Origin of the sequence: Serratia sp. AKBS12, assembly GCF_024793895.1 — a bacterium.
In the GTDB taxonomy this organism is placed as follows: Bacteria; Pseudomonadota; Gammaproteobacteria; order Enterobacterales; family Enterobacteriaceae; genus Serratia_F.
The window spans coordinates 1095896-1118719 of record NZ_JANUSB010000015.1 but is presented as its reverse complement, the minus strand read 5'-3'; the positions used below and the strand labels follow the sequence as shown (position 1 = coordinate 1118719).

Genomic DNA, 22824 nt, shown 5'->3' with positions numbered 1-22824 from the left:
AGTGGCCAACAGAAACAAAAGTACCGCTTTTGCTTTCGCCAAGTGCCTTAGAGCAATCATATTTATGTCACTTAACCGTTGGGAAAAGGTTTCCCCTTTTCCGTTCTGTGCGTACACTCATCGTTGGTGGTTTGCGAACGGGATTTTTCGCCTTTATGACAACATTTTATACCGTAATCAGTTGGCTCATGGTATTCGGCTACTGGCTGCTTATTGCCGGTGTCACACTGCGTATTTTGATGAAGCGTCGCGCGGTGCCTTCTGCCATGGCGTGGTTGCTGATTATCTACATTCTGCCGTTGGTCGGCATCGTGGCTTATTTATCGTTTGGCGAATTGCACCTCGGCAAACGGCGGGCTGAGCGCGCCAAGGCCATGTGGCCATCGACCGCCCGCTGGCTCAAGGAGTTGAAAGAAAGTCGACGAATTTTCGCCACCGAATACAGCGAAGTGGCACGTCCGCTGTTTCAACTCTGCGATCGCCGCCAGGGCATCGACGGCGTCAAAGGTAATCAGTTGCAGTTACTGACCACCACCGACTCCACGTTGAAGGCGCTGATCCGTGATATCGAACTGGCGCGTCACAACATCGAAATGGTGTTCTACATCTGGCAACCGGGCGGCCTGGTCGATCAGGTTGCCGAATCCCTGATGGCCGCTGCACGCCGTGGGGTCCATTGCCGCCTGTTGCTGGACTCAGCCGGCAGCGTGCAGTTCTTCCGCAGCCCCTATCCCGGCATGATGCGTAACGCCGGCATTGAGGTGGTCGAAGCGCTAAAGGTCAATCTGCTGCGCGTTTTCCTACGCCGTATGGATTTACGCCAGCACCGCAAAGTAGTGCTGATTGATAACTATATTGCCTATACCGGCAGCATGAACATGGTCGATCCACGTTACTTCAAGCAGGACGCCGGCGTTGGCCAATGGATTGACCTGATGGCGCGTATGGAAGGCCCGGTAGCCACCACCATGGGTATTGTCTACGCCTGCGATTGGGAAATTGAAACCGGCCGGCGCATTCTACCGCCGCCGCCGGACATGAACATCATGCCATTTGAGCAGGAGAGCGGCCACACCATTCAGGTGATCGCCTCCGGGCCCGGCTTCCCGGAAGAAATGATCCATCAGGCGTTGCTGACCGCGGTGTACTCTGCCCGTGAGCAACTGATCATGACCACCCCCTACTTCGTTCCGAGCGATGACTTGCTGCACGCCATTTGCACCGCCGCGCTGCGCGGCGTCGAGGTAAGCATTATCGTACCGCGCGACAATGATTCGATGATGGTACGCTGGGCCAGTCGCGCGTTCTTTTCCGAGTTGCTTGAGGCCGGGGTGAAAATTTACCAATTCGAAGGCGGCCTGCTGCATACCAAAAGCGTACTGGTCGACGGCCAGCTGAGCCTGGTCGGCACGGTAAATCTCGACATGCGCAGCCTGTGGCTCAACTTTGAAATCACCCTGGTGATCGACGATGACGGTTTCGGCAGCGATCTGGCCTGCGTACAGGATGATTACATCGCCCGATCCAGACTGCTGGAAGCCCGGCAGTGGCTCAAGCGGCCGTTTTGGCATCGTATCGTCGAACGGTTGTTTTACTTTTTCAGTCCGCTGCTGTAAATGGCATGGCGGGCGTGGTTTAATAACGCCAAATCATTTGTTATCAGGATTTTTTTATGGACTTGAATAACCGCCTTACTGAAGACGAAACGCTGGAACAGGCATATGACATATTCCTGGAGCTGGCCGGCGACAATCTGGATCCGGCGGATATTCTGCTGTTCAACCTGCAGTTTGAAGAACGCGGCGGTGCGGAACTGTACGATCCGGCCGAAGACTGGCGGGAACACGTCGATTACGATCTGAACCCGGACTTCTTTGCCGAAGTGGTTATCGGCCTGGCCGACGCCGACGGCGAACCGCTCAACGACGTGTATGCCCGCGTATTGATCTGCCGTGAAAAAGATCACAAATTGTGCCATATTCTGTGGAAAGAATAATCGCCTCTGGCGCATAAAAAAACCTGCCAAACGGCAGGTTTTTTGTTTTTCGCGGGTGGTTACAGCGGATCAACCTTCAGGCAAGACACCGCATGTCGGAAACTGCCCTCCAGCAGCGGCCGCGTTTTGGCACACTCGGGCCCGGCAATCGGGCAACGGGTGCGGAACACGCAGCCGGACGGCGGATTGATCGGTGACGGCAACTCCCCCTCCAGCAACTGGATCTGCTTGACCTGCTCCTTGTCCGGATCGGGGATCGGCACCGCCGACATCAGCGCCTTGGTGTAAGGATGCTGCGGGTTCTGATACACCTCATCGTAGGTGCCCAACTCCACCGCGTGGCCCAGATACATTACCAGTACCCGGTCGGAAATGTGCTTCACCACCGCCAGATCGTGAGCGATAAAGATCAATGACAGGCCCATTTCGCGCTGCAGTTGCTGCAACAGGTTCACCACCTGCGCCTGTATCGAGACGTCGAGGGCGGAAACCGGCTCATCGCAAATCACCAGTTTCGGCTCTAATATCAAGGCACGCGCAATGCCGATACGCTGGCATTGACCACCTGAGAACTCATGCGGATAACGGTTGATCAGGTTTGGCAACAGCCCGACCTTTAGCATCATCGCCTTGACCTTATCCTTTACTTCCTGGCGCGGCATCTTCGGATAGTAGGTTCGCAGAGGTTCGGCGATGATTTCGCCAATGGTCATGCGCGGATTGAGCGATGCCAGCGGATCCTGAAAAATCATCTGAATATCGCTGCGGGTTTTACGCCAGTCAGCGTCGCTCATACCGAGCAGATCCTTGCCCAGCCATGCCACCTTGCCGCTGGTGGCCTTTACCAGGCCAATCAGCGCGCGGGCGAACGTTGACTTGCCGCAGCCGGATTCCCCCACCACACCCAGCGTTTCCCCTTCGAACAGGCGTAGCGTTACGCCGTCAACCGCCTTCAGCGTTTTAGGCGGCTGCCAGAACCACTGTTTGTCATCATGAATGTCGAAGTGCACCTTCAGATCGGCGACTTCTAGCAGAACTTTCTTGTCGGTTACAGTATTCATACCAATGCCTCCAGCGGTTTGAAGCAGGCGCGCAAGCGCCCTTCGCCAAATTGTTCCAATGGCGGAGCGCTGGCGCACTGTTCCATGGCATAAGGGCAACGCGGCTGGAACGGACAGCCTTTCGGCAAGCGCAGAAGATTGGGCGGATTACCGGGAATGGTCATCAACGATTCACCTTCCGCATCCAGACGCGGCACCGCATTGAGGAGGCCAATCGAGTACGGGTGGCTTGGGTGATAAAACACGTCGCGCGCACTGCCGTATTCCATGGTACGGCCGGCATACATTACCAGCACCTTGTTACAGATACCGGCCACCACTCCAAGATCGTGGGTGATCATGATAATGGCGGTGTTGAATTCACGTTTCAGATCGTTCAGCAAAGTCATGATCTGCGCCTGCACCGTAACGTCCAATGCGGTGGTTGGCTCATCGGCAATCAGCAGTTTCGGCCGGCACAGCAACGCCATGGCAATCATGACGCGCTGGCGCATACCACCGGAAAACTCGTGCGGATACATACGCATGCGCTTACGCGCTTCCGGCATTTTCACCGCATCGAGCATTCGCACCGACTCTTCGAACGCTGCACTTTTGCTCATGTTCTTGTGCAGCATCAGCACTTCCATCAGCTGTTCGCCAACGCGCATGTACGGGTTGAGCGAAGTCATCGGATCCTGGAAGATCATCGAAATTTCTTCTGCCCGCAACTTGTTGAGCTGGTTTTCCGGCAGGTTGAGTATTTCACGGCCGTTGAACCTGGCGGAACCGTCGATACGGCCATTACTGGCCAACAAGCCCATCAGTGCAAACGCCGTCTGCGATTTGCCAGAACCGGATTCACCGACAATACCCAGCGTTTCGCCGGCGCGCAGATCAAAGTTGAGGTCGTTGACCGCCGTCACATCACCGTCCGGCGTCGCGAAGGTGACGCGCAGATCCTGCACATCCAGCAGCAGCGGAGTTGCTGCCGTGTCCCGGGTTTGCAGCTGCGGGTTTTCAATGGTGCTCATGGTGGCACTCCTTAGCGATCTTTGGGGTCGAGGGCGTCACGCAGGCCATCGCCGATAAAGTTGAAACAAAACAGGGTGATAACCAGGAAACCGGCCGGGAACAGCAGCAACCATGGTGAAACTTCCATCGAGTTGGCACCGTCGCTCAATAGCGCCCCCCAACTGCTCAGCGGCTCCTGCGTGCCCAGCCCCAGGAAGCTAAGAAATGACTCGAACAGGATCATGCTTGGCACCAACAGCGATGCATACACCACCACTACCCCGAGCACGTTCGGCACGATGTGGCGCAGCACGATATTACGGGTTGATACCCCGCCCACCAGCGCCGCTTCGATAAATTCCTTACGCTTGAGGCTCAGCGTTTGCCCGCGCACGATACGCGCCATGTCCAGCCACGACACCATGCCGATCGCCACGAAGATCAACAGGATATTCTGCCCGAAGAAGGTCACCAACAGGATGACGAAGAACATGAACGGGAAGGAGTTGAGGATCTCGAGCAAACGCATCATCACCGAGTCTGTCTTGCCCCCCAAATAACCGGAAAGCGAGCCATATAGCGTGCCGACGATCACCGCCACCATCGCCGCGGCCACGCCGACCATCAACGAAATTCGCCCGCCGATTGCCACCCGCACCAGCAGGTCGCGGCCGGAAGAGTCGGTACCGAAATAGTGGGCAGACTCGATACTCGGCGCCGCCGACATCATCGCCCAGTCGGTATCGTCATAGGTAAATTGCGACAACCAGGGCGCCACGATCACGAATAGCGTGATCAGCGCCAGCACGAACAGGCTACCGACCGCCGCACGGTTGTGCATGAAACGACGGCGTGCGTCTTGCCATAGGCTACGCCCTTCCACTTCCAGCTTTTCGCTGAAATGCTCCAGAGCTTCGCTGTTCTTTTTAGTCAACATCATTGGCGTGCTCCAGCTTAATAACGAATTTTCGGATCGATAACGGCATACAGCACGTCAACGATCGCATTGAACAAAATGGTCAGGCCGCCGACCAGAATGGTCAGGCTCAGCACCAGCGAGTAATCGCGGTTCAATGCGCCATTAACGAACAGCTGGCCGATGCCCGGCAGACCGTATATGGTTTCAATCACCATCGAACCGGTGATAATGCCGACAAACGCCGGCCCCATATAGGACAGCACCGGCAGCAGCGCCGGCTTCAGCGCGTGGCGGAAGATAATGCGATGCATAGGCAGGCCTTTGGCGCGCGCGGTACGGATAAAGTTCGAATGCAGCACTTCAATCATCGAGCCGCGGGTGATACGCGCGATGCTGGCAATATACGCCAACGACAGCGCCACCATCGGCAGGATCATGAATTTCAGCGCCCCGCCGTTCCACCCCCCGCCCGGCAACCATTTCAAGGTGATGGCGAACACCAGTACCAACAGCGGCGCAACTACAAAGCTGGGTATCACCACCCCGGTCATGGCAAAGCCCATCACCGTATAATCCCATTTGGTATTCTGCTTGAGCGCGGCAATAACCCCGGCGCTCACCCCAAACAACACCGCCAAAATAAACGCCGCAGCTCCCAGCTTGGCCGAGACCGGGAATGAACTGGCAACCAGATCGTTGACCGAATAGTCTTTATATTTAAATGACGGGCCAAAGTCGCCCTGTGAAAGCTGCAATAAATAATGGCCGTACTGTTTCCAGATCGGGTCATTCAAGTGGTATTTCGCTTCAATGTTCGCCAATACTTCCGGTGGTAATGCGCGCTCACCGGTGAACGGGCTGCCGGGAGCCAGACGCATCATGAAGAATGAAATGGTAATAAGGATAAATAACGTCGGGATCGCCTCTAACAGGCGTCGAAGTATAAATTTCAGCATTGCCCTAACCCTGTGCTACAGCCTGAGGACGGCTTATTATTTTGACTGGGCCGCAGACAAACGCCCGCGGCCCTCACCGTATCAGTGCTTAATGATGTACAGATTTTTGTCGTACACGTTGTCCAGCGGGTCCTTACCGGTATAGCCACCAACGTAAGGCTTCACCAGACGGGCGTTGACGTAGTAGTAGACCGGCACGATGGCCGAATCCTTGTCCAGTTGAACTTCGGCCTTCTGGTACAGCGCGGCGCGTTCTTCTTTGGTTTTCGCCGTCAGCACGTCGGCCATCAAGCGGTCAAAGGTTTCGCTCTTGTAGTGTGGGGTATTACTGCTGCTGTCCGACAGCATCATGTTCAGGAAGGTGCTCGGCTCATTGTAATCGGCACACCAGGCGGCACGCGAGACGTCGTAATTGCCCTGATGACGGGTATCGAGGAAGGTTTTCCATTCCTGATTGACCAGTTTGACGTTGACGCCCAGATTCTTCTTCCAGATTGACGCAGCGGCAATCGCCAGCTTCTTGTGCAGATCGGAAGTGTTATACAGCAGGTTGAAGGTCAACGGCTTGTCCGGGCCGTAGCCAGCCTCCGCCAGCAGTTTCTTCGCTTCTTCGTTACGCTTGTCCTGCGTCCAGCCAAACCATTCCGGCGGCGTCAACTTGGCGCCATCGGTGTACGGCGGGGTAAAGCCGTAGGCCGGCAGATCGCCCTGATTTTTTACCTTGTGGACGATGATGTCGCGATCCATCCCCAGTTTCAGCGCTTCGCGCACGCGCACGTCGGTAAATGGCGCTTTCTGGTTGTTAATCTCGTAGTAGTAAGTGCACAGGTACGGATCCACATGCACTTCCTGCGGAATGTCTTTTTTCAGCTTCTGGAACAGTTCAATCGGCATGTTGTTATAGGTCATGTCGATTTCGCCAGTGCGGTAACGGTTCACATCGGTAACTTCCGATGAAATAGGCAGGAACGTGACTTTATTAATGATGGTTTTCGCGTTATCCCAATATTCCGGGTTACGTTCCAGGACGATGCGTTCGTTGACGACCCAATCTTTTAATTTATACGCGCCATTGCTGACGTAGTTCTGCGGCAGAGTCCACTTTTCACCAAATTTTTCTACCGCGTCTTTGTACACCGGCTTCATCGCGTAGTGTGGAGTCATTTCAACCAGATATGGCACCGGTTCGGTCAGCGTGACCTGGAACGTGTGATCGTCAATCGCCTTCACGCCCAGCGTCGATTTGTCTTTTTTGCCGGCGATGATGTCATCAACGTTTTCTACGTGGGCATATTGCAGGTAGCTGGCGTATGGCGATGCGGTTTTCGGGTCAACCACCCGCTGCCAGCTGTAAACGAAGTCTTGCGCCGTCACCGGTTGGCCATTCGACCATTTGGCATCTTTGCGCAGGTGGAAGGTCCACACTTTGTAATCTTTATTATCCCAGCTTTCCGCCACGCCCGGTTCGATTTCACCGTTTACGCCGTTGTTGGCCAGGCCTTCAATCAAATCGCGGGTGACATTGTTTTCCGGTACCCCTTCGATTTTGTGCGGGTCAAGCGATTGCACTTCCGAGCCGTTATTCTTGACGATCTCTTGCTTCTCCGCCAGTTGAACACCCGCAGGCACCACCGCGGCAAACGTACTGCCGGCGGTGGTGATGCCCAGCGCGGCCATAATGCCGGCAGCCAGTAGCGTTTTTTTCGTGATGTTGGTCATTGATCTACTCCAGTTTATTATTATCACAGGCCATTCGGTGCACCCGCGTTGCCCATTAGTCAGGCCTGTTTATCCGTTGCCGCGGAACGAATGCGGCACCCGGTCTTCCCCGTATTACTCACGCGGTTGTCGTGACGTAATACCCCTTACTGCTTGATGATGTACAGGTTCTTCACATCGGTGTAGTCCAGCGGATCCTTTCCGGTAAAGCCGCCAACCGCGGGTTTGATCAAACGCGCGCTGACGCGGTAGTACACCGGGATCAGCGCCGAATCCTTATCCAGCTGGTTTTCCGCCCGTTGATAAATCAGCGCCCTCGCCGCCGCGTCCGGTGCCTGTAGGCTAGCAGCCATCAACGCATCGAAATGGGCATTTTTATAAAACAGTGTGTTGTTGCTGCTGTTGGACAGCGCCAGATTAAGGAAGGCGCTGGGCTCGTTGTAATCACCGCACCAGGTGGCGCGTGCTACGTCGAACTGCCCCTGATGGCGGCTTTCCAGCGAGGTTTTCCATTCCTGATTTTGTAACGTGACATCGGCACCAAGGTTTTTTTGCCACATCGAGGCGGCGGCAATCGCCTGCTGCTTGTTTTGATCGGAGGTGTTGTACAGTAACCTGAACTTGAGTGGCTTATCGGCGCCGAACCCGGCTTCAGCCAGCAGTTGCTTCGCACGCTGGTTACGTTGCTGCTGCGTCCAGCCGGCCCACTCGGGCGGCGTGAAACGCCCTCCGTCGGTGAAGCTCGGGGTAAAGGCGTAGGCCGGAATTTGCCCTTGTCCCATAATCTTGTTGGCGATGATGTCACGATCGAGCGTCAGTTTTACCGCTTCCCGCACGCGAGCGTCAGTAAACGGTGCTCGCTGGTTGTTGATTTCGTAATAGAAAGTGCATAGGTAGGGGTTAACGTGCAGTTGATCGGGAACCTCGCGCTTCATCTTGCCGAACAGCGTTGGTGGAATGGCGCTGTTGGTAATATCAATCTCGCCGCTGCGATAGCGGTTTACATCACTGACTTCCGAAGCAATCGGCAAGAAGGTCGCCTGCGCGATCACCGTCGCCTTGTTGTTCCAATAGCTTGCGCTGCGTTCCAGCACAATGCGTTCATTTACCACCCATTGTTTCAGGCGGTAGGCGCCATTGCCGACATAATGTTGCGGCAGAGTCCATTTATCGCCATATTTCTCGACCACCGACTGTTTGACCGGTTTCATCGAGGTATGGGTCAACATGCTGAGCAGGTACGGGACCGGTTCACTCAAGGTCAACTGCAAGGTATGCTCGTCAATCGCCTTGACGCCCAGCGTTTGCGGCGCTTGCTTGCCATTTAGGATGGCCTCCGCATTTTCAATCTTTGCGTACTGCAAATAACTGGCGTAAGGCGAGCCGGTTTTGGGATCGGCCAGACGCTGCCAGCTGTAAACGAAATCCTGAGCGGTTACCGGCGAACCATCACTCCACACCGCCGCCGGGCGCAAATGGAAGGTCCATACCTTGAAATCACGCTGTTCCCAACGCTCGGCAACCGCCGCCGTCACGTGACCGTTGGCATCGGTGCTGACCAGACCTTCCAGCAGATTAAGAATGATATTGCTTTCCGGATTACCTTCGACCTTATGCGGATCCAATGAAGCGACTTCCGAACCGTTATTGATCACGATGTTCTGCTGCGCGGCCAATTCAACGCCAGCAGGTACGTCCGCCGCCTGCACGATAGGCAGCGCCGCCATGCTCAATAGTGTGATGACACAAGACAGCGGCGTGCGCTTCAAGATTTGCTGCATAGTCGAGGCTCCTTTTTGCCCAACACCAGGGCTTAACGATTTGTACGAAATATTTATAGGAATTCGCGATTAACCAACCTCAGCAAAATTCGTTCCTACTTTGCTCGCTGCGCCACAAATTATCGTCGGGAAAGTTGCTCGGAAATTAGCAGATGCAAAAATCCTTAGCCAATAATTTTTACGAAAATGTTAAGCAATTCTCTTTTATTAGCCGTGGCGCGGGTCAGAGCCCGGTGGCGCAGCATCAAGAGTGGAAATTCAAGGCATTGATATATATAACATAAATAGAGAAAACCCCGAGTAACACAGCGATAAAATTGACACGCCGACAAAAAACAAACATTCAGTTAACAAACGCGCTGTTCAAAGAACAAACACCTGCCGATAGGGTATTAATCACTAATAACACCTGGATTGTAGACAGACAAGCCCTACAGAATTATGTGACTAAATTAACAGCGAAATGGCAGTAAAACTGGGTATAAAGGGCAAATATGCCGCTATTAAAGGCACAAAAATAGCGATCAGGGCTTTTGATTGGCAACAAAGTGGAATTTATGCCACAAAACAGTGCGTTTGCTGACTAAATGCTCACAATTTGCACCTATTTAATGCGCGCAAAAAAATAAGTTTAAAAGTTAAAAATAATTTTAGGCATTAGCGACCTGTTACTGCCGATTAGCAGTACGGCGAGCCCGTATGACATGACACTCCCCGGACGCTGATGAGCTCGAGCGACCGGGGTTGGCAAACAGGAAATAACCGGGAGGGTAACGGAGAAGAGGCTTACAGCAGACCGGGGAAAATGGCCTTGATGCCAGTGACGATAAATTCGATACCTAGCGCCATCAATAACAGCCCCATAATACGCGTGATAACGTTAATGCCGGTTTGCCCCAGCAATCGGACCAACAGCGGTGCCGCACGGAACAACAGCCAGCAGCAGAAGGCAAATAGCGCAATCGCCAGCGTAAAACCAAGCAGGTTTTGCCAACTGTGGTAACGCGAACTCCAGACAATGGTAGAACTGATCGCCCCCGGCCCGGCCATCAACGGCAATGCCAGCGGCACAACGCCGATGCTCTCACGGATGGCGCTCTCTGATTTTTCCTGTTTGTTCTGTTTATCCTCGCCCAACTTGCCGCTGATCATCGACATGGCGATGGTGACCACCAAGATACCGCCAGCAATGCGGAATGAATCAATCGAGATGCCAAACAGGTGCAATATCCCTTCACCGAGAAACAGAGAGGTCCATAAGATGATCGCCACCGACAGATTGGCCGTCAGGTTGGTCTTATTACGCCCTGCTTCCGCCTGGTAGCTGGTCATGCTAATGAACACCGGCAGGATCCCCACCGGGTTGACCAGCGCAAACAGACCGACAAAGAATTTTATATAGCCGGAAAAATCCAGCAAAGATTGGCCCACAAACCACTCCGCAGTAATAGCTGTAAAAAGAGATGTTGCCCACGCGCGCTAATGTAATAGAAATGCCAAGGGTAATCCATCCGCCGCGCCGGCATTTTTCTGCCGGCGCAACCATGCTAAATAAATGTTTGATCTACGTTAAATTAACGGGTCACCAAGGTAATTTATTGTTGCGAAAAATATATCCCAGCGCGCAAATGAGAATAGCTATCAACAATGGCGTGCTGAATGGTGTCAGCTGACACTTTTTATGATTTAAATCACAAAATGACTACTCAGGAATAGTTAAGCTATTAGTCGTAGCCAGGGAGTAGGACCGTTTTGCAAACCGGTCATTATTATCGGCTCCGGCCCTGGAAAAGCTCTTTAAGCAAATCAGCAGCAAGTGAGGCTAACCACCGGAAATTATTTGATTTTTGCAAATACCTTCCGAACATTGACTATACTGGTTGCTCGCACGGCTGATTTACTGAAAGAGTTTAACATTATCAGGAGAGCACCATGGCTGTAACAAACGTTGCTGAATTGAACGAGCTTGTAGCGCGTGTCAAAAAAGCCCAGCGCGAATATGCCAACTTTACCCAAGAGCAAGTTGACAAGATCTTCCGCGCTGCTGCCCTCGCCGCCGCCGATGCACGTATTCCACTGGCTAAAATGGCCGTCGAAGAATCCGGAATGGGTATCGTTGAAGACAAGGTCATCAAAAACCACTTCGCTTCCGAATATATTTATAACGCCTACAAAGATGAGAAAACCTGCGGCGTGCTGTCTGAAGACGACACGTTCGGTACCATTACCATCGCCGAACCGATCGGCCTGATCTGCGGCATCGTCCCGACAACCAACCCGACTTCCACCGCAATCTTCAAGGCACTCATCAGTCTGAAGACGCGTAATGGCATCATCTTCTCACCGCATCCACGTGCCAAAAACGCCACCAATAAAGCGGCAGACATTGTGCTGCAAGCGGCTATCGCTGCGGGTGCGCCAAAAGACATCATCGGCTGGATCGACCAACCGTCCGTCGAACTGTCCAACCAACTGATGCACCACCCGGATCTGAACCTGATTCTGGCCACCGGCGGTCCTGGCATGGTGAAAGCCGCTTATAGCTCTGGCAAGCCGGCCATCGGCGTTGGTGCCGGCAACACTCCGGTAGTGGTTGATGAAACCGCTGACATCAAACGCGTCGTGGCGTCCATTCTGATGTCGAAAACCTTCGATAGCGGCGTTATCTGCGCCTCAGAGCAGTCGGTTATCGTGGTGGATTCGGTTTACGATGCAGTGCGTGAGCGCTTTGCCACCCACGGCGGTTATCTGCTGCAAGGCAAAGAACTGAAAGCCGTGCAGGATATCATCTTGAAAAATGGTGGGCTTAACGCCGCCATCGTCGGCCAATCGGCGGTCAAAATTGCAGAAATGGCCGGCATTACCGTTCCAAGCAGTACCAAAGTGCTGATTGGGGAAGTGAAGCTGGTTGATGAATCCGAGCCGTTCGCACACGAAAAACTGTCGCCAACGCTGGCCATGTACCGAGCCAAGAACTTTGAAGACGCCGTCGACAAAGCAGAAAAACTGGTGGCAATGGGCGGGATCGGCCACACTTCCTGCCTGTATACCGACCAGGACAATCAACAGGAACGCATCGCCTACTTCGGCGACAAGATGAAAACCGCACGTATTCTGATCAACACGCCAGCATCGCAAGGCGGGATCGGCGATCTGTACAACTTCAAACTGGCGCCATCGCTGACGCTGGGCTGCGGCTCGTGGGGGGGGAACTCCATTTCCGAGAACGTCGGTCCAAAACACTTGATCAACAAGAAAACTGTAGCGAAGCGAGCAGAAAACATGTTGTGGCATAAACTTCCGAAATCTATCTACTTCCGTCGTGGCTCCCTGCCAATCGCACTGGAAGAAGTGGCTACCGACGGTGCCAAACGCGCATTCATCGTGACCGACCGTTTCCTGTTCAACAACGGTTATGCCGACCAGATCACCAACGTGCTGAAGTCACATGGCATCGAAACCGAAGTGTTCTTTGAAGTTGAAGCGGATCCAACCCTGAGCATCGTGCGCAAAGGCGCCGAGCAGATGCACTCCTTCAAGCCAGACGTGATTATCGCGCTGGGAGGCGGTTCGCCGATGGATGCTGCCAAAATCATGTGGGTCTTGTACGAACATCCTGAAACCCATTTCGAAGATCTGGCGCTGCGCTTTATGGATATCCGCAAACGCATCTACAAATTCCCGAAAATGGGCGTGAAGGCAAAAATGATTGCTATCACGACCACCTCCGGTACTGGTTCTGAGGTCACGCCGTTTGCCGTGGTCACCGACGATGAAACCGGTCAGAAATATCCGCTGGCAGATTATGCCCTGACGCCGGATATGGCGATTGTCGATGCCAATCTGGTAATGAACATGCCGAAATCGCTGTGCGCCTTCGGTGGCCTGGATGCGGTGACTCACGCTCTCGAAGCCTATGTTTCGGTACTGGCCAATGAATACTCCGACGGCCAGGCGCTGCAAGCGTTGAAATTGCTGAAGGAATATCTGCCGGCCAGCTATAAGGAAGGCGCGAAGAACCCGGTAGCACGTGAACGCGTTCACAATGCCGCCACCATCGCCGGTATCGCTTTTGCCAACGCCTTCCTTGGGGTTTGTCACTCAATGGCCCACAAACTGGGTTCTGAATTCCACATTCCGCACGGCCTGGCCAATGCGATGTTGATTTCCAACGTTATTCGCTATAACGCCAACGACAACCCAACCAAGCAGACGGCGTTTAGCCAGTACGATCGTCCGCAGGCACGCCGCCGCTACGCTGAAATCGCCGATCATCTCGGCCTGAGCGCACCAGGCGACCGTACCGCGCAGAAAATCGAGAAACTGCTGGGCTGGCTGGATGAAATCAAAACCGAGCTCGGGATCCCTGCCTCTATTCGCGAAGCTGGCGTGCAGGAAGCCGACTTCCTGGCTAAAGTCGACAAACTGTCCGAAGATGCGTTTGACGACCAGTGTACCGGCGCCAACCCACGTTATCCGCTGATAGCCGAATTGAAACAAATCATGCTGGATACCTTCTACGGCCGCAAATTCAGCGAGTTCGAAGAGGTAGAGGAAACGGCAGCGCCCGTCGTTGTCAAAGCGGCAAAGAAGCTCAAAAAGTAACGCTATGCTGATATGAACAAAACCGCCAATCGGCGCAATGCCGATCGGTTAAGGAACGGTTGACCGACCCTTAAACTGCGGCACTATAACGGCTTCCAATACAGGGAGCCGTTTTCTTATGCCACTTCTCAATGACCTGCTCAAGTTCAGCGCCCCCCTCTTATGCCACCACCTTCAGCTCAGATGTTTGCGGAACATCTGCCTGCCGAGTGGATACAACACTGCCTGACGCTCTCTGAGCACGCAACGTAAACGGAGTGGAGAAAACGGCGCTGACCTCACTTCCGGCAGACCGTTACCGGGCGAAGGGTATGGCAGAGCTTTATCATTCACGATGGGAAATTGAGGTCAGGTTCAGAAACCTGAAAAGCCGTCTGCTGGATAATGCGCTGGTGTTGAGAAGCCGGAAGGTAAATCTGCTGGAGCAGGAGGTATGGGGGATGTTACTGGCCTATAACCTGATACGACGAAAGGCGACAAGGACGGCGGAGAAACACAAAAAAGCGCCCACAGAAATCAGCTTTAAGTGCGCGTTCCAGTTTATTGCGACGGAAATGATAATACTGGGAAATACGGTATCGCCGGGAACAATCCCGAAACGCCTGGAGCACCTGCGGGAGAATTTAGAAGCCGTTTTCATAACAAAACGCCCCCGGCTATCAAGGCCGAGGGCGGTTAATATGTCAAAAACCCGCTATCCGGTGAACTCCCATGCCGCTCCGCTTAAGTGAACGGCATTGCGCCCTTGGGCGGGGTTCTGGGCGTGTCGACAACGCGGCTCACCTAATCGAGCGCGTGCATGGCTTCTTTATAGTGGCGGCGGCAGACCGAAACGTAACTCTCATTACCGCCAATAACCACCTGCTCCCCTGCCTGCATCGCCTGGCCATTTTCGTCAAGACGCAACACCCGATTCGCTTTGCGGCCGCAATGACAGATGGTCTTCAACTCCACCAACTTGTCCGCCCAGGCCAACAGATATTGGCTGCCAATAAACAGCTCACCAAGAAAATCAGTACGTAACCCATAACACAACACCGGGATATCCAACTGGTCGACAACGTCACACAACTGTTCAATCTGCGCTTTGGTAAGGAACTGGCTTTCGTCCAATAAAACACAGTGTACCGGCTGTTGTTGGTGTTCCTGATTGATCATGGCGAACAACGCTGTCTCATTATTATAAAGCTGCGCCTGGGACGACAAACCGATTCGCGAGCTGACCTTGCCAACGCCAAAACGATGGTCGATCTCGGCGGTAAACACCAGGGTACGCATACCACGCTCTTGATAATTATATGAAGATTGCAACAAGGCAGTGGATTTTCCTGCATTCATTGCAGAGTAATAAAAATAGAGTTGAGCCATAGCCAGTAATTCCAATGGGATAAGAAACATCCAGGTGGGCGATTCAGCGTGCAAGTGTACCATAGGCTTTCCCGACGCTCAGCATCCCGGCGGCAATAATCTTGGTGCAGATCGACAAGCGTCGAATGAAACTTATAGCGCCATAAGTAGGATTTTAACGCTATTACCACTCCCGGCGCGCACAGCATCATTAATTAGTGCTAATGATTTAGCCAAACTATTAACGATATCCTTTATCCTCCTCCACGGCTAAAGCGCGGCGCCGAATAGCCTGTAACCCGTTACCCCCCTGTTTAAATCAATTATCGCCGGCAAGCGTGATTACTATCGACACGCTGCTACCATGGCGCTTTTGCGGTTATCTTTGCCAATATACCCCTATTGTTTACAATGTTTGCATGTTGATATACGTGATTAACGCCACAGATTTCAGCTGAGCAAACCATATAAAACACAATTATATCTTTGCGATGAAAGCCTTTTAAGCAAAAAAATGCCGAATGGTACTGTTGAAAATTTGTCTTAACATCCCAACGGTAAAAACTTGGCGGAGTCGATGTTATTACCCGAACAGTTCTGATTAAGGCATTTTTAAATGGTAAATTTGAGTATTCATCTCAATTTGGCTATTGCAGAAAGGAAAAGAGCACTCTATTATTATCGAGACGCCCCCCACCAATATAATTTGAGAGTAGGACAATGAGCGAAGCATTAAAGATTTTGAACAACATCCGCACGCTACGCGCACAGGCAAGAGAATGCAGCCTGGAGACGCTGGAAGAGATGCTTGAGAAACTGGAAGTTGTAGTGAACGAACGTCGCGAAGAAGATAGCCAGGCTCAAGCGGAAATCGAAGAGCGTACGCGTAAACTGCAACAATATCGCGAAATGCTGATTGCAGATGGTATTGATCCTAACGAACTGCTGCAAACCATGGCGGCAAATAAAGCCGCTGGTAAAGCGAAGCGTGCAGCACGCCCGGCTAAATACCAATATAAAGATGAAAACGGCGAGATGAAAACCTGGACTGGCCAAGGCCGTACGCCAGCAGTAATTAAGAAAGCTATCGAAGAGCAAGGTAAATCGCTGGACGATTTCCTGCTGTAATAGCGATTCTGCCGTGCATCTTAAAGGCTCCCATTGGGAGCCTTTTTGTTTGCAACCACAGAATGTTCTGTGAATAAAAAAGGGGCTAAAGCCCCTTTATATCGCCTTAAGATTGTTCGCTTACTGCACTTTATAAAACGCTTTGTACCAGTCAACGAAGCGTTTTACCCCGTCCTCAACGCTGGTAGCCGGCTTAAAACCAATGTCCCGGTAAAGCTCGACGGTATCGGCGCTGGTATCCAATACGTCACCTGGTTGCATAGGCAGCATATTTTTACGTGCTGTGATGCCTAAAGCATTCTCCAGTGCCTGAATATATTCCATCAGTTTTACCGGGCTACTGTTGCCGATATTATAAACATGATACGGCGCGGAACTGGTCGCAGGCGACCCCTGCTCAACGCTCCAATCGGCATTCGCTTGTGGTATCACGTCCTGCAAACGAACAATCGCCTCGGCAATATCATCAATGTAAGTGAAGTCACGTTGCATCTCACCGTGATTATATACATCAATGCTGTCGCCGGCCAAAATGGCCTTGGTGAATTTAAACAGCGCCATATCCGGGCGCCCCCACGGACCATAGACGGTAAAGAAACGCAGTCCGGTGGTTGGCAAACCATATAAATGCGAGTAACTGTGCGACATCAGTTCATTGGCCTTTTTCGTCGCTGCATACAGCGACACCGGATGGTCAACAGAATCTTCTGTCGAAAAAGGCAGCTTGCGATTTAAGCCGTAAACCGAACTGGACGAAGCATAGAGCAGATGTTCGACCTTATTATGCCGGCAGCCTTCCAACACGTTCAAATGCCCGATCAGATTGGAATCAGCGTATGCCATCGGGTTTTCCAGCGAGTAACGCACCCCGGCTTGCGCCCCAAGGTGAATGACCCGCTGGAATTGTTGCTCGGCAAATAATGCGGCCATACCATCGCGGTCGGCCAGATCCAGCATGAGAAATTGGAAGGCCGGTTTCCCGGCCAATAAATCAAGACGCGCAGTTTTCAGGCTGACATCATAATAGTCATTCAGGTTGTCGATACCGACAACCTGATGCCCGGCCGCCAACAAACGCTCGGCAACGTGATAACCAATAAACCCTGCGGCACCGGTAACAAGAATTTTCATACACACCTCTTAAATGACCGGTTGCACCGATGCGCCGCGGCCAATCGCGTAATAGGTGAAACCGCGGCTTTCCAGACGCTCCGGATCGTACAGGTTACGACCATCAAAGATCACCGGCTGCTTCAGCGTGGATTTGATGACATCAAAGTCGGGCGCACGGAAGTTTTGCCATTCGGTACAGATAACTAACGCATCAGCCCCCTGCAACGCGGCTTCTTTGGTTCCCATCAGCTTCAGATCGTCACGATGGCCATAAATGCGCTGCGCTTCGTTCATCGCTTCCGGATCGTAAGCCTGCACCTTGGCGCCTGCTTCCCACAGCGTTTCCATCAGCACGCGTGCCGATGCTTCACGCATGTCGTCGGTATTCGGTTTGAATGCCAGACCCCATAGCGCAAAGGTTTTTCCCGCCAGATCTTCACCAAAATAGTGCTTGATAAAGGTGGGCAGCTTGTATTTCTGCTGATAGTTAACCTGCTCGACCGCCTGCAACAGCTTCGGCTGATAACCGATGTGTTCGGAGGTGCGGATCAACGCCTGAACGTCTTTCGGGAAGCATGAACCGCCGTAACCGCAGCCAGGGTAAATAAAATGATAACCAATGCGCGAATCGGACCCGATCCCCTGACGCACCTTTTCAATGTCTGCTCCCAGCAGCTCTGCCAGGTTGGAAATTTCATTCATAAAGCTGATTTTGGTCGCCAGCATGCAGTTGGCGGCGTACTTGGTCAGCTCCGCACTGCGAATATCCATCAGGATCATGCGGTCGTGATTGCGGTTGAACGGTTCGTACAGTTCACGAATCGGCTCAATCACATCTTTGTTATCGGTACCGATAACAATGCGCTCAGGACGCATACAGTCGGCAACCGCAGCACCTTCTTTCAGGAACTCCGGGTTGGAAACCACGTCAAATGCTACCTTGCTACCGCGTTTTTCCAGGGTTTCGGTCATCACCTGACGCACCTTGTCAGCGGTGCCAACCGGTACGGTAGACTTGTCGATCACTACTTTATGATCGGTCATGTGTTCAGCGATGGTACGAGCCACGGCGGTAACGTATTTCAGGTCGGCTGAGCCGTCCTCATCCGGCGGCGTACCGACCGCAATGAACTGAATGGTGCCATGCGCTACGCCGGCCCGAGCATCGGTGGTAAAATGCAAACGACCAGCTTCAAAGTTTTGCTGCACCAGCGGCGTCAGACCCGGTTCAAAAATAGGGATATTCCCTTTTTTCAGGTTTTCGACTTTACGCTCGTCAACGTCAATACACATAACGTCATGGCCAACCTCAGCCAACACAGCAGCCTGCACCAGGCCAACGTAGCCAATACCAAAAACTGTTACTTTCATGGGAAAATCCTAGTTTTTCAAATTAATACGGAAAAGAAACTTATTTTTGTTCAGTGATTGTCAGCTGTTGCAGCCACTGAGAAAAATCCTTGCCCAGGCTGGCATGGCGCATGCCATACTCGACAAATGCCTGCATATAACCGAGCTTATTACCGCAATCATGGCTGACCCCCTTCAGGTGGTAAGCCTCGACCGGTTGCTTTTTCATCAGCATATCAATCGCATCGGTCAGTTGGATCTCGTCACCGGCACCGGGCGGCGTCTTCGCCAGCAACGCCCAGATATCGGCAGATAATACGTAGCGGCCGACAATGGCCAGATTGGACGGAGCCTGAGCCGGCGATGGTTTCTCGACCACGCTGACCATCGGCGCACTTTCGCCCGGTTGCAACTGGTAGCCCTGGCAGTCTGCTACGCCATAGTTGCCGACGTCTTTTTGCGGCACCGGCTCAACCATAATCTGACTGACACCGGTTTGTTCAAAACGTGCCAGCATCTCATGCAGATTGTCTTTGCTCAGATCGGCGCTGTACTCGTCGATAATAACGTCCGGCAGAACTACCGCCACCGGCTCATCGCCCACCATTGGATAAGCGCACATGATCGCATGGCCGAGGCCTTTTGCTACGCCTTGGCGAACCTGCATCACCGTTACGCCTTTCGGGCAAATGGATTGGACTTCGTCCAGCAACTGGCGTTTTACGCGTTTTTCCAGCATCGCTTCCAGTTCAAAACTGGTGTCAAAATGGTTTTCAATGGAATTCTTAGAGGAGTGCGTCACTAGAACGATTTCACTGATTCCAGCCGCAATGCATTCATTGACCACGTACTGAATCAGGGGCTTGTCAACCAGCGGCAACATTTCTTTGGGAATGGCCTTCGTCGCTGGCAGCATCCGTGTGCCCAAGCCCGCAACCGGGATGACCGCTTTCCTGACTTTACGATTTAACGCTGACATTATTTCCTCTCTTGATGCGCGCTCAAATTATGAACGTCACTCGCTATACAAACTCCCGGAGTATACCAGTTAAATACCGCTGAGCATTACACAGCCATCAAATACAATCACTTTAAGACTATTACCTAATCGCGGGTTTTCGGATGGGAATAATATTTTCAACCGGCTGAATTGCCGTTAATAGTTGCTTACAATAAGCCGCTATTCTGCGCTGAGCATCAGGCGCAATCGCCCGCCGGAGCCCCAGACCTGGCATTGCCACGCCGAGCAGCGCTGGCTGATTTGATTCATATAGGTCGCACCCAGCGTACCCAACGGCACCCCGTTGCTAAGCTGAATTTGATTGTCGCCGGTATTTACATTGGCATGTAAGCCAGCGGAAACCAGGATCAGGTTTTTATATTCGGCGTGATAATAGCCAACCAACAGCGGAAATTGCCCTTCCAACTTGCCTTGGCGCAATAATTGATTAACTTGTTTTAACAATGTGGACATTTGCGGCAGCCGATGCTGTTGATTAGCTAAATGGTCCTGTAGCAAGCCATTAAATAACGCCCGTAATAATAAGGCCGCCAATACGCCATTATCACCGGCGCGAGTCACATCCAGACAATAGAAGGCCAGATCCTTTTCTGATAATGCAGCAATATCCAGCACCAGCCCTGGGTTTTCGCCGGTAGTCAATTGGCGATAGTTAATCCGGCAATGGGCAATCGACTGTTGTACCGGCGGTTGCAACTGCTTGAGCAATCTGGCCGCTTCCGACGGATTTTTGCTTAGCGCATCCCAATCCTGCAGCAATTCAACCTCTTCGATTGCCGGCGAGGTGAACATGTTCGGGTACAGACAGGCCAATGCCGCTTCACGCAGACGATTGAGATCGCTTAACGGTTTGAGTAACACATCCTGTACGCCCAGCCGCAGCACCTTGGCGATATCAGCCATTTTATCGGTGGCCGAGATGACCAACACCGGGATTTTTACTCCCTGCAGCCGCAGATGTTCAACAAACTCGATGCCGCCCATTTCTGGCATCGCCAGATCGCACAGGATCAAATCCGGGTCGATATCATCAACGGCACTCAACGCCTGCAATCCATTAGTCGCTTCATGGGTGACTGCGCCTAATGATTGCAGGTAGCCAACAAGCACCGAACGAAATACCTGCTCGTCCTCAACGATCAGAATGCGCTTGTCTGTCAGTGGTAATGCCATTGGCCGGACCTCTTCCCTTGTCATGATGTAATAGTGGCTCAAAATGGACAGTTATGCTTGCCGGAAATTGACATGAAAGTGCTCCCTGGCGATAGCAACGCGTAACTATTTGTTTTTTACCAGCGGCAGCAACATATCGCGCTGTTTCTCTACCGCCAGCCGCCCTGCCTCAATGGCTTCTTCTGCCCGATGAAAATCCAGCGTTGAGATCTGCGGGCAATAGGGTTGAATCAACACGTCGGGGGGATCCCCCGCCATGCGGTTACGTTTTAGCCGGTTTTCCAACACCTGGATCGAGGTGCTCATGATTTCCATTGCCGTGGGGGTAATGTTCGGTTTTTTCACCGTCATTTTGCCGATCCGCTCACGCAGTCGCCCCCGCCAGTTGCGCGCGATCGGCGCTTCGTCCGGCTCGCTGCGCACTGAAAACAGATCCTGTTGCATCAGATGTGCGTCATGCTGCAAATCCACGGCAATAACGATATCGGCTCCCATGGCGCGGGTTAACGAAATCGGCACCGGATTGACCACCGCACCGTCCACCAACCAATAGCCGTCAAACCAGACCGGCGCCAGTAATCCGGGCATACTGCACGACGCACGTATCGCCTGGTGAATATCGCCCTTGGTCAGCCACAGTTCACGACCTGTGCTCAAATTGGTCGCGACCGCACCAAACTTCACCGAACATTGCGCAATATCGTTAATGCTTAACAGTTGGCCGACCGCATTGAATACCCGCTCCCCGCGCAGCAAACCACCGCGTTGCCAAGACAGATCCATCAGACGTATTACGTCCCAATAGCTGAACGAGCGCACCCACTTTTCCATCGCAGGCAAACGGTGACTGGCATAGGCCGCACCAACCAGCGAGCCGACGGAGCAACCGGCAACTATATCGGCCTCAATGCCCATTTTCTTGAGCGCATTGATAACGCCAATATGCGCCCAGCCTTTGGCCGAACCTGCCCCTAGCGCCAGCCCTACTTTTATTTGTCGCATTATAGCTTGCCTCTGTCATCGGTGAATTGTGTCAAGTGTAACCTCAGGGTACATTGTCACCATCGAGCCGGGTTAGGTAGCCTATGCGCTACATTTCCCCTGACTTTGGTCAGTATTCATATCGTTCGCTCTTTTGAGGAGTTAATTTGTCTGAATTATGCCCTTGCGGCAGCGGGCTGGAGTATAACGCATGCTGCGAGCCGTATATCAACAGTGTCCGAACGGCCGCCACGCCAGGCCTGTTGATGCGCTCCCGCTTCAGCGCCTATGTTAAACAGCATGTGGATTACCTGATCGCCAGTTGGCATCCGGATTGCCACGCCGACGAATGGCGCAACGCGATTGTCGACAGCTTTCAAGATACCCAATGGCTGGATTTAACGGTCATTGAAGAAAAGGCTGGCAATGCACCCGACGAAGGCTTCGTTGAGTTTATCGCCCGCTTTGTCGATAGCGCCAGTGGCGACGTCAAGGCGATGCATGAACGTTCACGCTTTCTTCGCCTTGACCAACGCTGGTATTATATTGACGGAGTCAAGCCACAGCCGGGCAGAAACGCGGTTTGCCCCTGCGGCTCAGGCAAAAAATATAAAAAATGCTGCGGGCAATAAGCCCTCGGTCTGAAGCTCGTTATCGCCTGCTGGGTCAGGCGTTCAGTAT

Annotated in this window: 18 protein-coding genes and 1 pseudogene; 6 read left to right on the top strand and 13 right to left on the bottom strand. The window is 52.7% G+C overall.

The window, feature by feature from the left end:
- Positions 1-155: 155 nt before the first annotated feature.
- Together cls and NYE85_RS15160 are read left to right on the top strand one after the other, a co-directional pair.
- The gene (gene cls, locus NYE85_RS15165; RefSeq protein WP_259005571.1) at positions 156-1616 is read left to right on the top strand and encodes a cardiolipin synthase; all 1461 of its coding nucleotides are present in this window, start codon (positions 156-158) and stop codon (positions 1614-1616) included.
- 56 nt (positions 1617-1672) lie between these two features.
- Positions 1673-1996, top strand: coding sequence for an HI1450 family dsDNA-mimic protein (locus tag NYE85_RS15160; RefSeq protein ID WP_259005570.1), 324 nt, complete (start codon positions 1673-1675; stop codon positions 1994-1996).
- Between the two features lie 59 nt (positions 1997-2055).
- Here NYE85_RS15160 and oppF read toward each other — a convergent pair whose 3' ends face one another.
- The 7 genes from oppF to NYE85_RS15125 form a co-directional block, all read right to left on the bottom strand.
- On the bottom strand, positions 2056-3057 hold the full coding sequence (gene oppF / locus NYE85_RS15155; RefSeq protein ID WP_259005569.1) for a murein tripeptide/oligopeptide ABC transporter ATP binding protein OppF: 1002 nt from the start codon (positions 3055-3057) through the stop codon (positions 2056-2058).
- Positions 3054-4070: an ABC transporter ATP-binding protein gene (locus NYE85_RS15150; RefSeq protein WP_259005568.1), complete on the bottom strand. Its 1017-nt coding sequence runs from the start codon at positions 4068-4070 to the stop codon at positions 3054-3056. The genes oppF and NYE85_RS15150 overlap by 4 nt, the downstream gene beginning before the upstream one ends.
- A gap of 11 nt (positions 4071-4081) precedes the next feature.
- Positions 4082-4990: an oligopeptide ABC transporter permease OppC gene (gene oppC, locus NYE85_RS15145; RefSeq protein WP_259005567.1), complete on the bottom strand. Its 909-nt coding sequence runs from the start codon at positions 4988-4990 to the stop codon at positions 4082-4084.
- A gap of 14 nt (positions 4991-5004) precedes the next feature.
- Positions 5005-5925 carry an oligopeptide ABC transporter permease OppB gene (gene oppB / locus NYE85_RS15140; protein WP_004962376.1) on the bottom strand — a complete coding sequence of 307 codons (921 nt, stop codon included), beginning with the start codon at positions 5923-5925 and terminating at the stop codon, positions 5005-5007.
- An 81-nt stretch (positions 5926-6006) separates the two neighbouring features.
- Positions 6007-7644, bottom strand: coding sequence for an oligopeptide ABC transporter substrate-binding protein OppA (gene oppA / locus NYE85_RS15135; protein ID WP_259005566.1), 1638 nt, complete (start codon positions 7642-7644; stop codon positions 6007-6009).
- Between the two features lie 146 nt (positions 7645-7790).
- Positions 7791-9425 (bottom strand): ABC transporter substrate-binding protein, encoded by a 1635-nt coding sequence (locus tag NYE85_RS15130; protein WP_259005565.1) that lies wholly within the window; start codon positions 9423-9425, stop codon positions 7791-7793.
- 786 nt (positions 9426-10211) lie between these two features.
- Positions 10212-10856: a YchE family NAAT transporter gene (locus NYE85_RS15125; RefSeq protein ID WP_004962365.1), complete on the bottom strand. Its 645-nt coding sequence runs from the start codon at positions 10854-10856 to the stop codon at positions 10212-10214.
- A gap of 501 nt (positions 10857-11357) precedes the next feature.
- Here NYE85_RS15125 and adhE point away from each other — a divergent pair.
- Entirely contained in the window at positions 11358-14030 is a 2673-nt protein-coding gene (adhE, locus tag NYE85_RS15120; RefSeq protein ID WP_259005563.1) for a bifunctional acetaldehyde-CoA/alcohol dehydrogenase, read from the top strand.
- Positions 14031-14278: 248 nt separating this feature from the next.
- Positions 14279-14761 (top strand): annotated as a pseudogene (locus NYE85_RS15115) (transposase); the annotation flags it as partial.
- A 52-nt stretch (positions 14762-14813) separates the two neighbouring features.
- Here NYE85_RS15115 and NYE85_RS15110 read toward each other — a convergent pair.
- On the bottom strand, positions 14814-15398 hold the full coding sequence (locus NYE85_RS15110) for a thymidine kinase (RefSeq protein ID WP_039992053.1): 585 nt from the start codon (positions 15396-15398) through the stop codon (positions 14814-14816).
- A 699-nt stretch (positions 15399-16097) separates the two neighbouring features.
- Between NYE85_RS15110 and hns the strand changes: the two genes are divergently transcribed.
- Complete coding sequence (gene hns / locus NYE85_RS15105; RefSeq protein WP_004962351.1) at positions 16098-16505, top strand: histone-like nucleoid-structuring protein H-NS; 408 nt, start codon at positions 16098-16100, stop codon at positions 16503-16505.
- A 120-nt stretch (positions 16506-16625) separates the two neighbouring features.
- Here the strand turns inward: hns and NYE85_RS15100 are convergent, their stop codons facing one another.
- The 5 genes from NYE85_RS15100 to rssA form a co-directional block, all read right to left on the bottom strand.
- Entirely contained in the window at positions 16626-17636 is a 1011-nt protein-coding gene (locus NYE85_RS15100; RefSeq protein ID WP_259005561.1) for an NAD-dependent epimerase, read from the bottom strand.
- 9 nt (positions 17637-17645) lie between these two features.
- Positions 17646-18989, bottom strand: coding sequence for a UDP-glucose/GDP-mannose dehydrogenase family protein (locus NYE85_RS15095; RefSeq protein ID WP_259005560.1), 1344 nt, complete (start codon positions 18987-18989; stop codon positions 17646-17648).
- Positions 18990-19029: 40 nt separating this feature from the next.
- On the bottom strand, positions 19030-19947 hold the full coding sequence (gene galU / locus NYE85_RS15090) for a UTP--glucose-1-phosphate uridylyltransferase GalU (RefSeq protein WP_259005559.1): 918 nt from the start codon (positions 19945-19947) through the stop codon (positions 19030-19032).
- A 201-nt stretch (positions 19948-20148) separates the two neighbouring features.
- Entirely contained in the window at positions 20149-21162 is a 1014-nt protein-coding gene (gene rssB / locus NYE85_RS15085) for a two-component system response regulator RssB (RefSeq protein ID WP_259005558.1), read from the bottom strand.
- A gap of 105 nt (positions 21163-21267) precedes the next feature.
- A complete protein-coding gene (gene rssA / locus NYE85_RS15080) occupies positions 21268-22164 on the bottom strand; it encodes a patatin-like phospholipase RssA (RefSeq protein ID WP_259005557.1) in 897 nt (298 codons plus the stop codon).
- Between the two features lie 146 nt (positions 22165-22310).
- Between rssA and NYE85_RS15075 the strand changes: the two genes are divergently transcribed.
- Positions 22311-22775, top strand: coding sequence for a YchJ family protein (locus NYE85_RS15075; protein WP_259005555.1), 465 nt, complete (start codon positions 22311-22313; stop codon positions 22773-22775).
- Positions 22776-22824 lie beyond the last annotated feature (49 nt).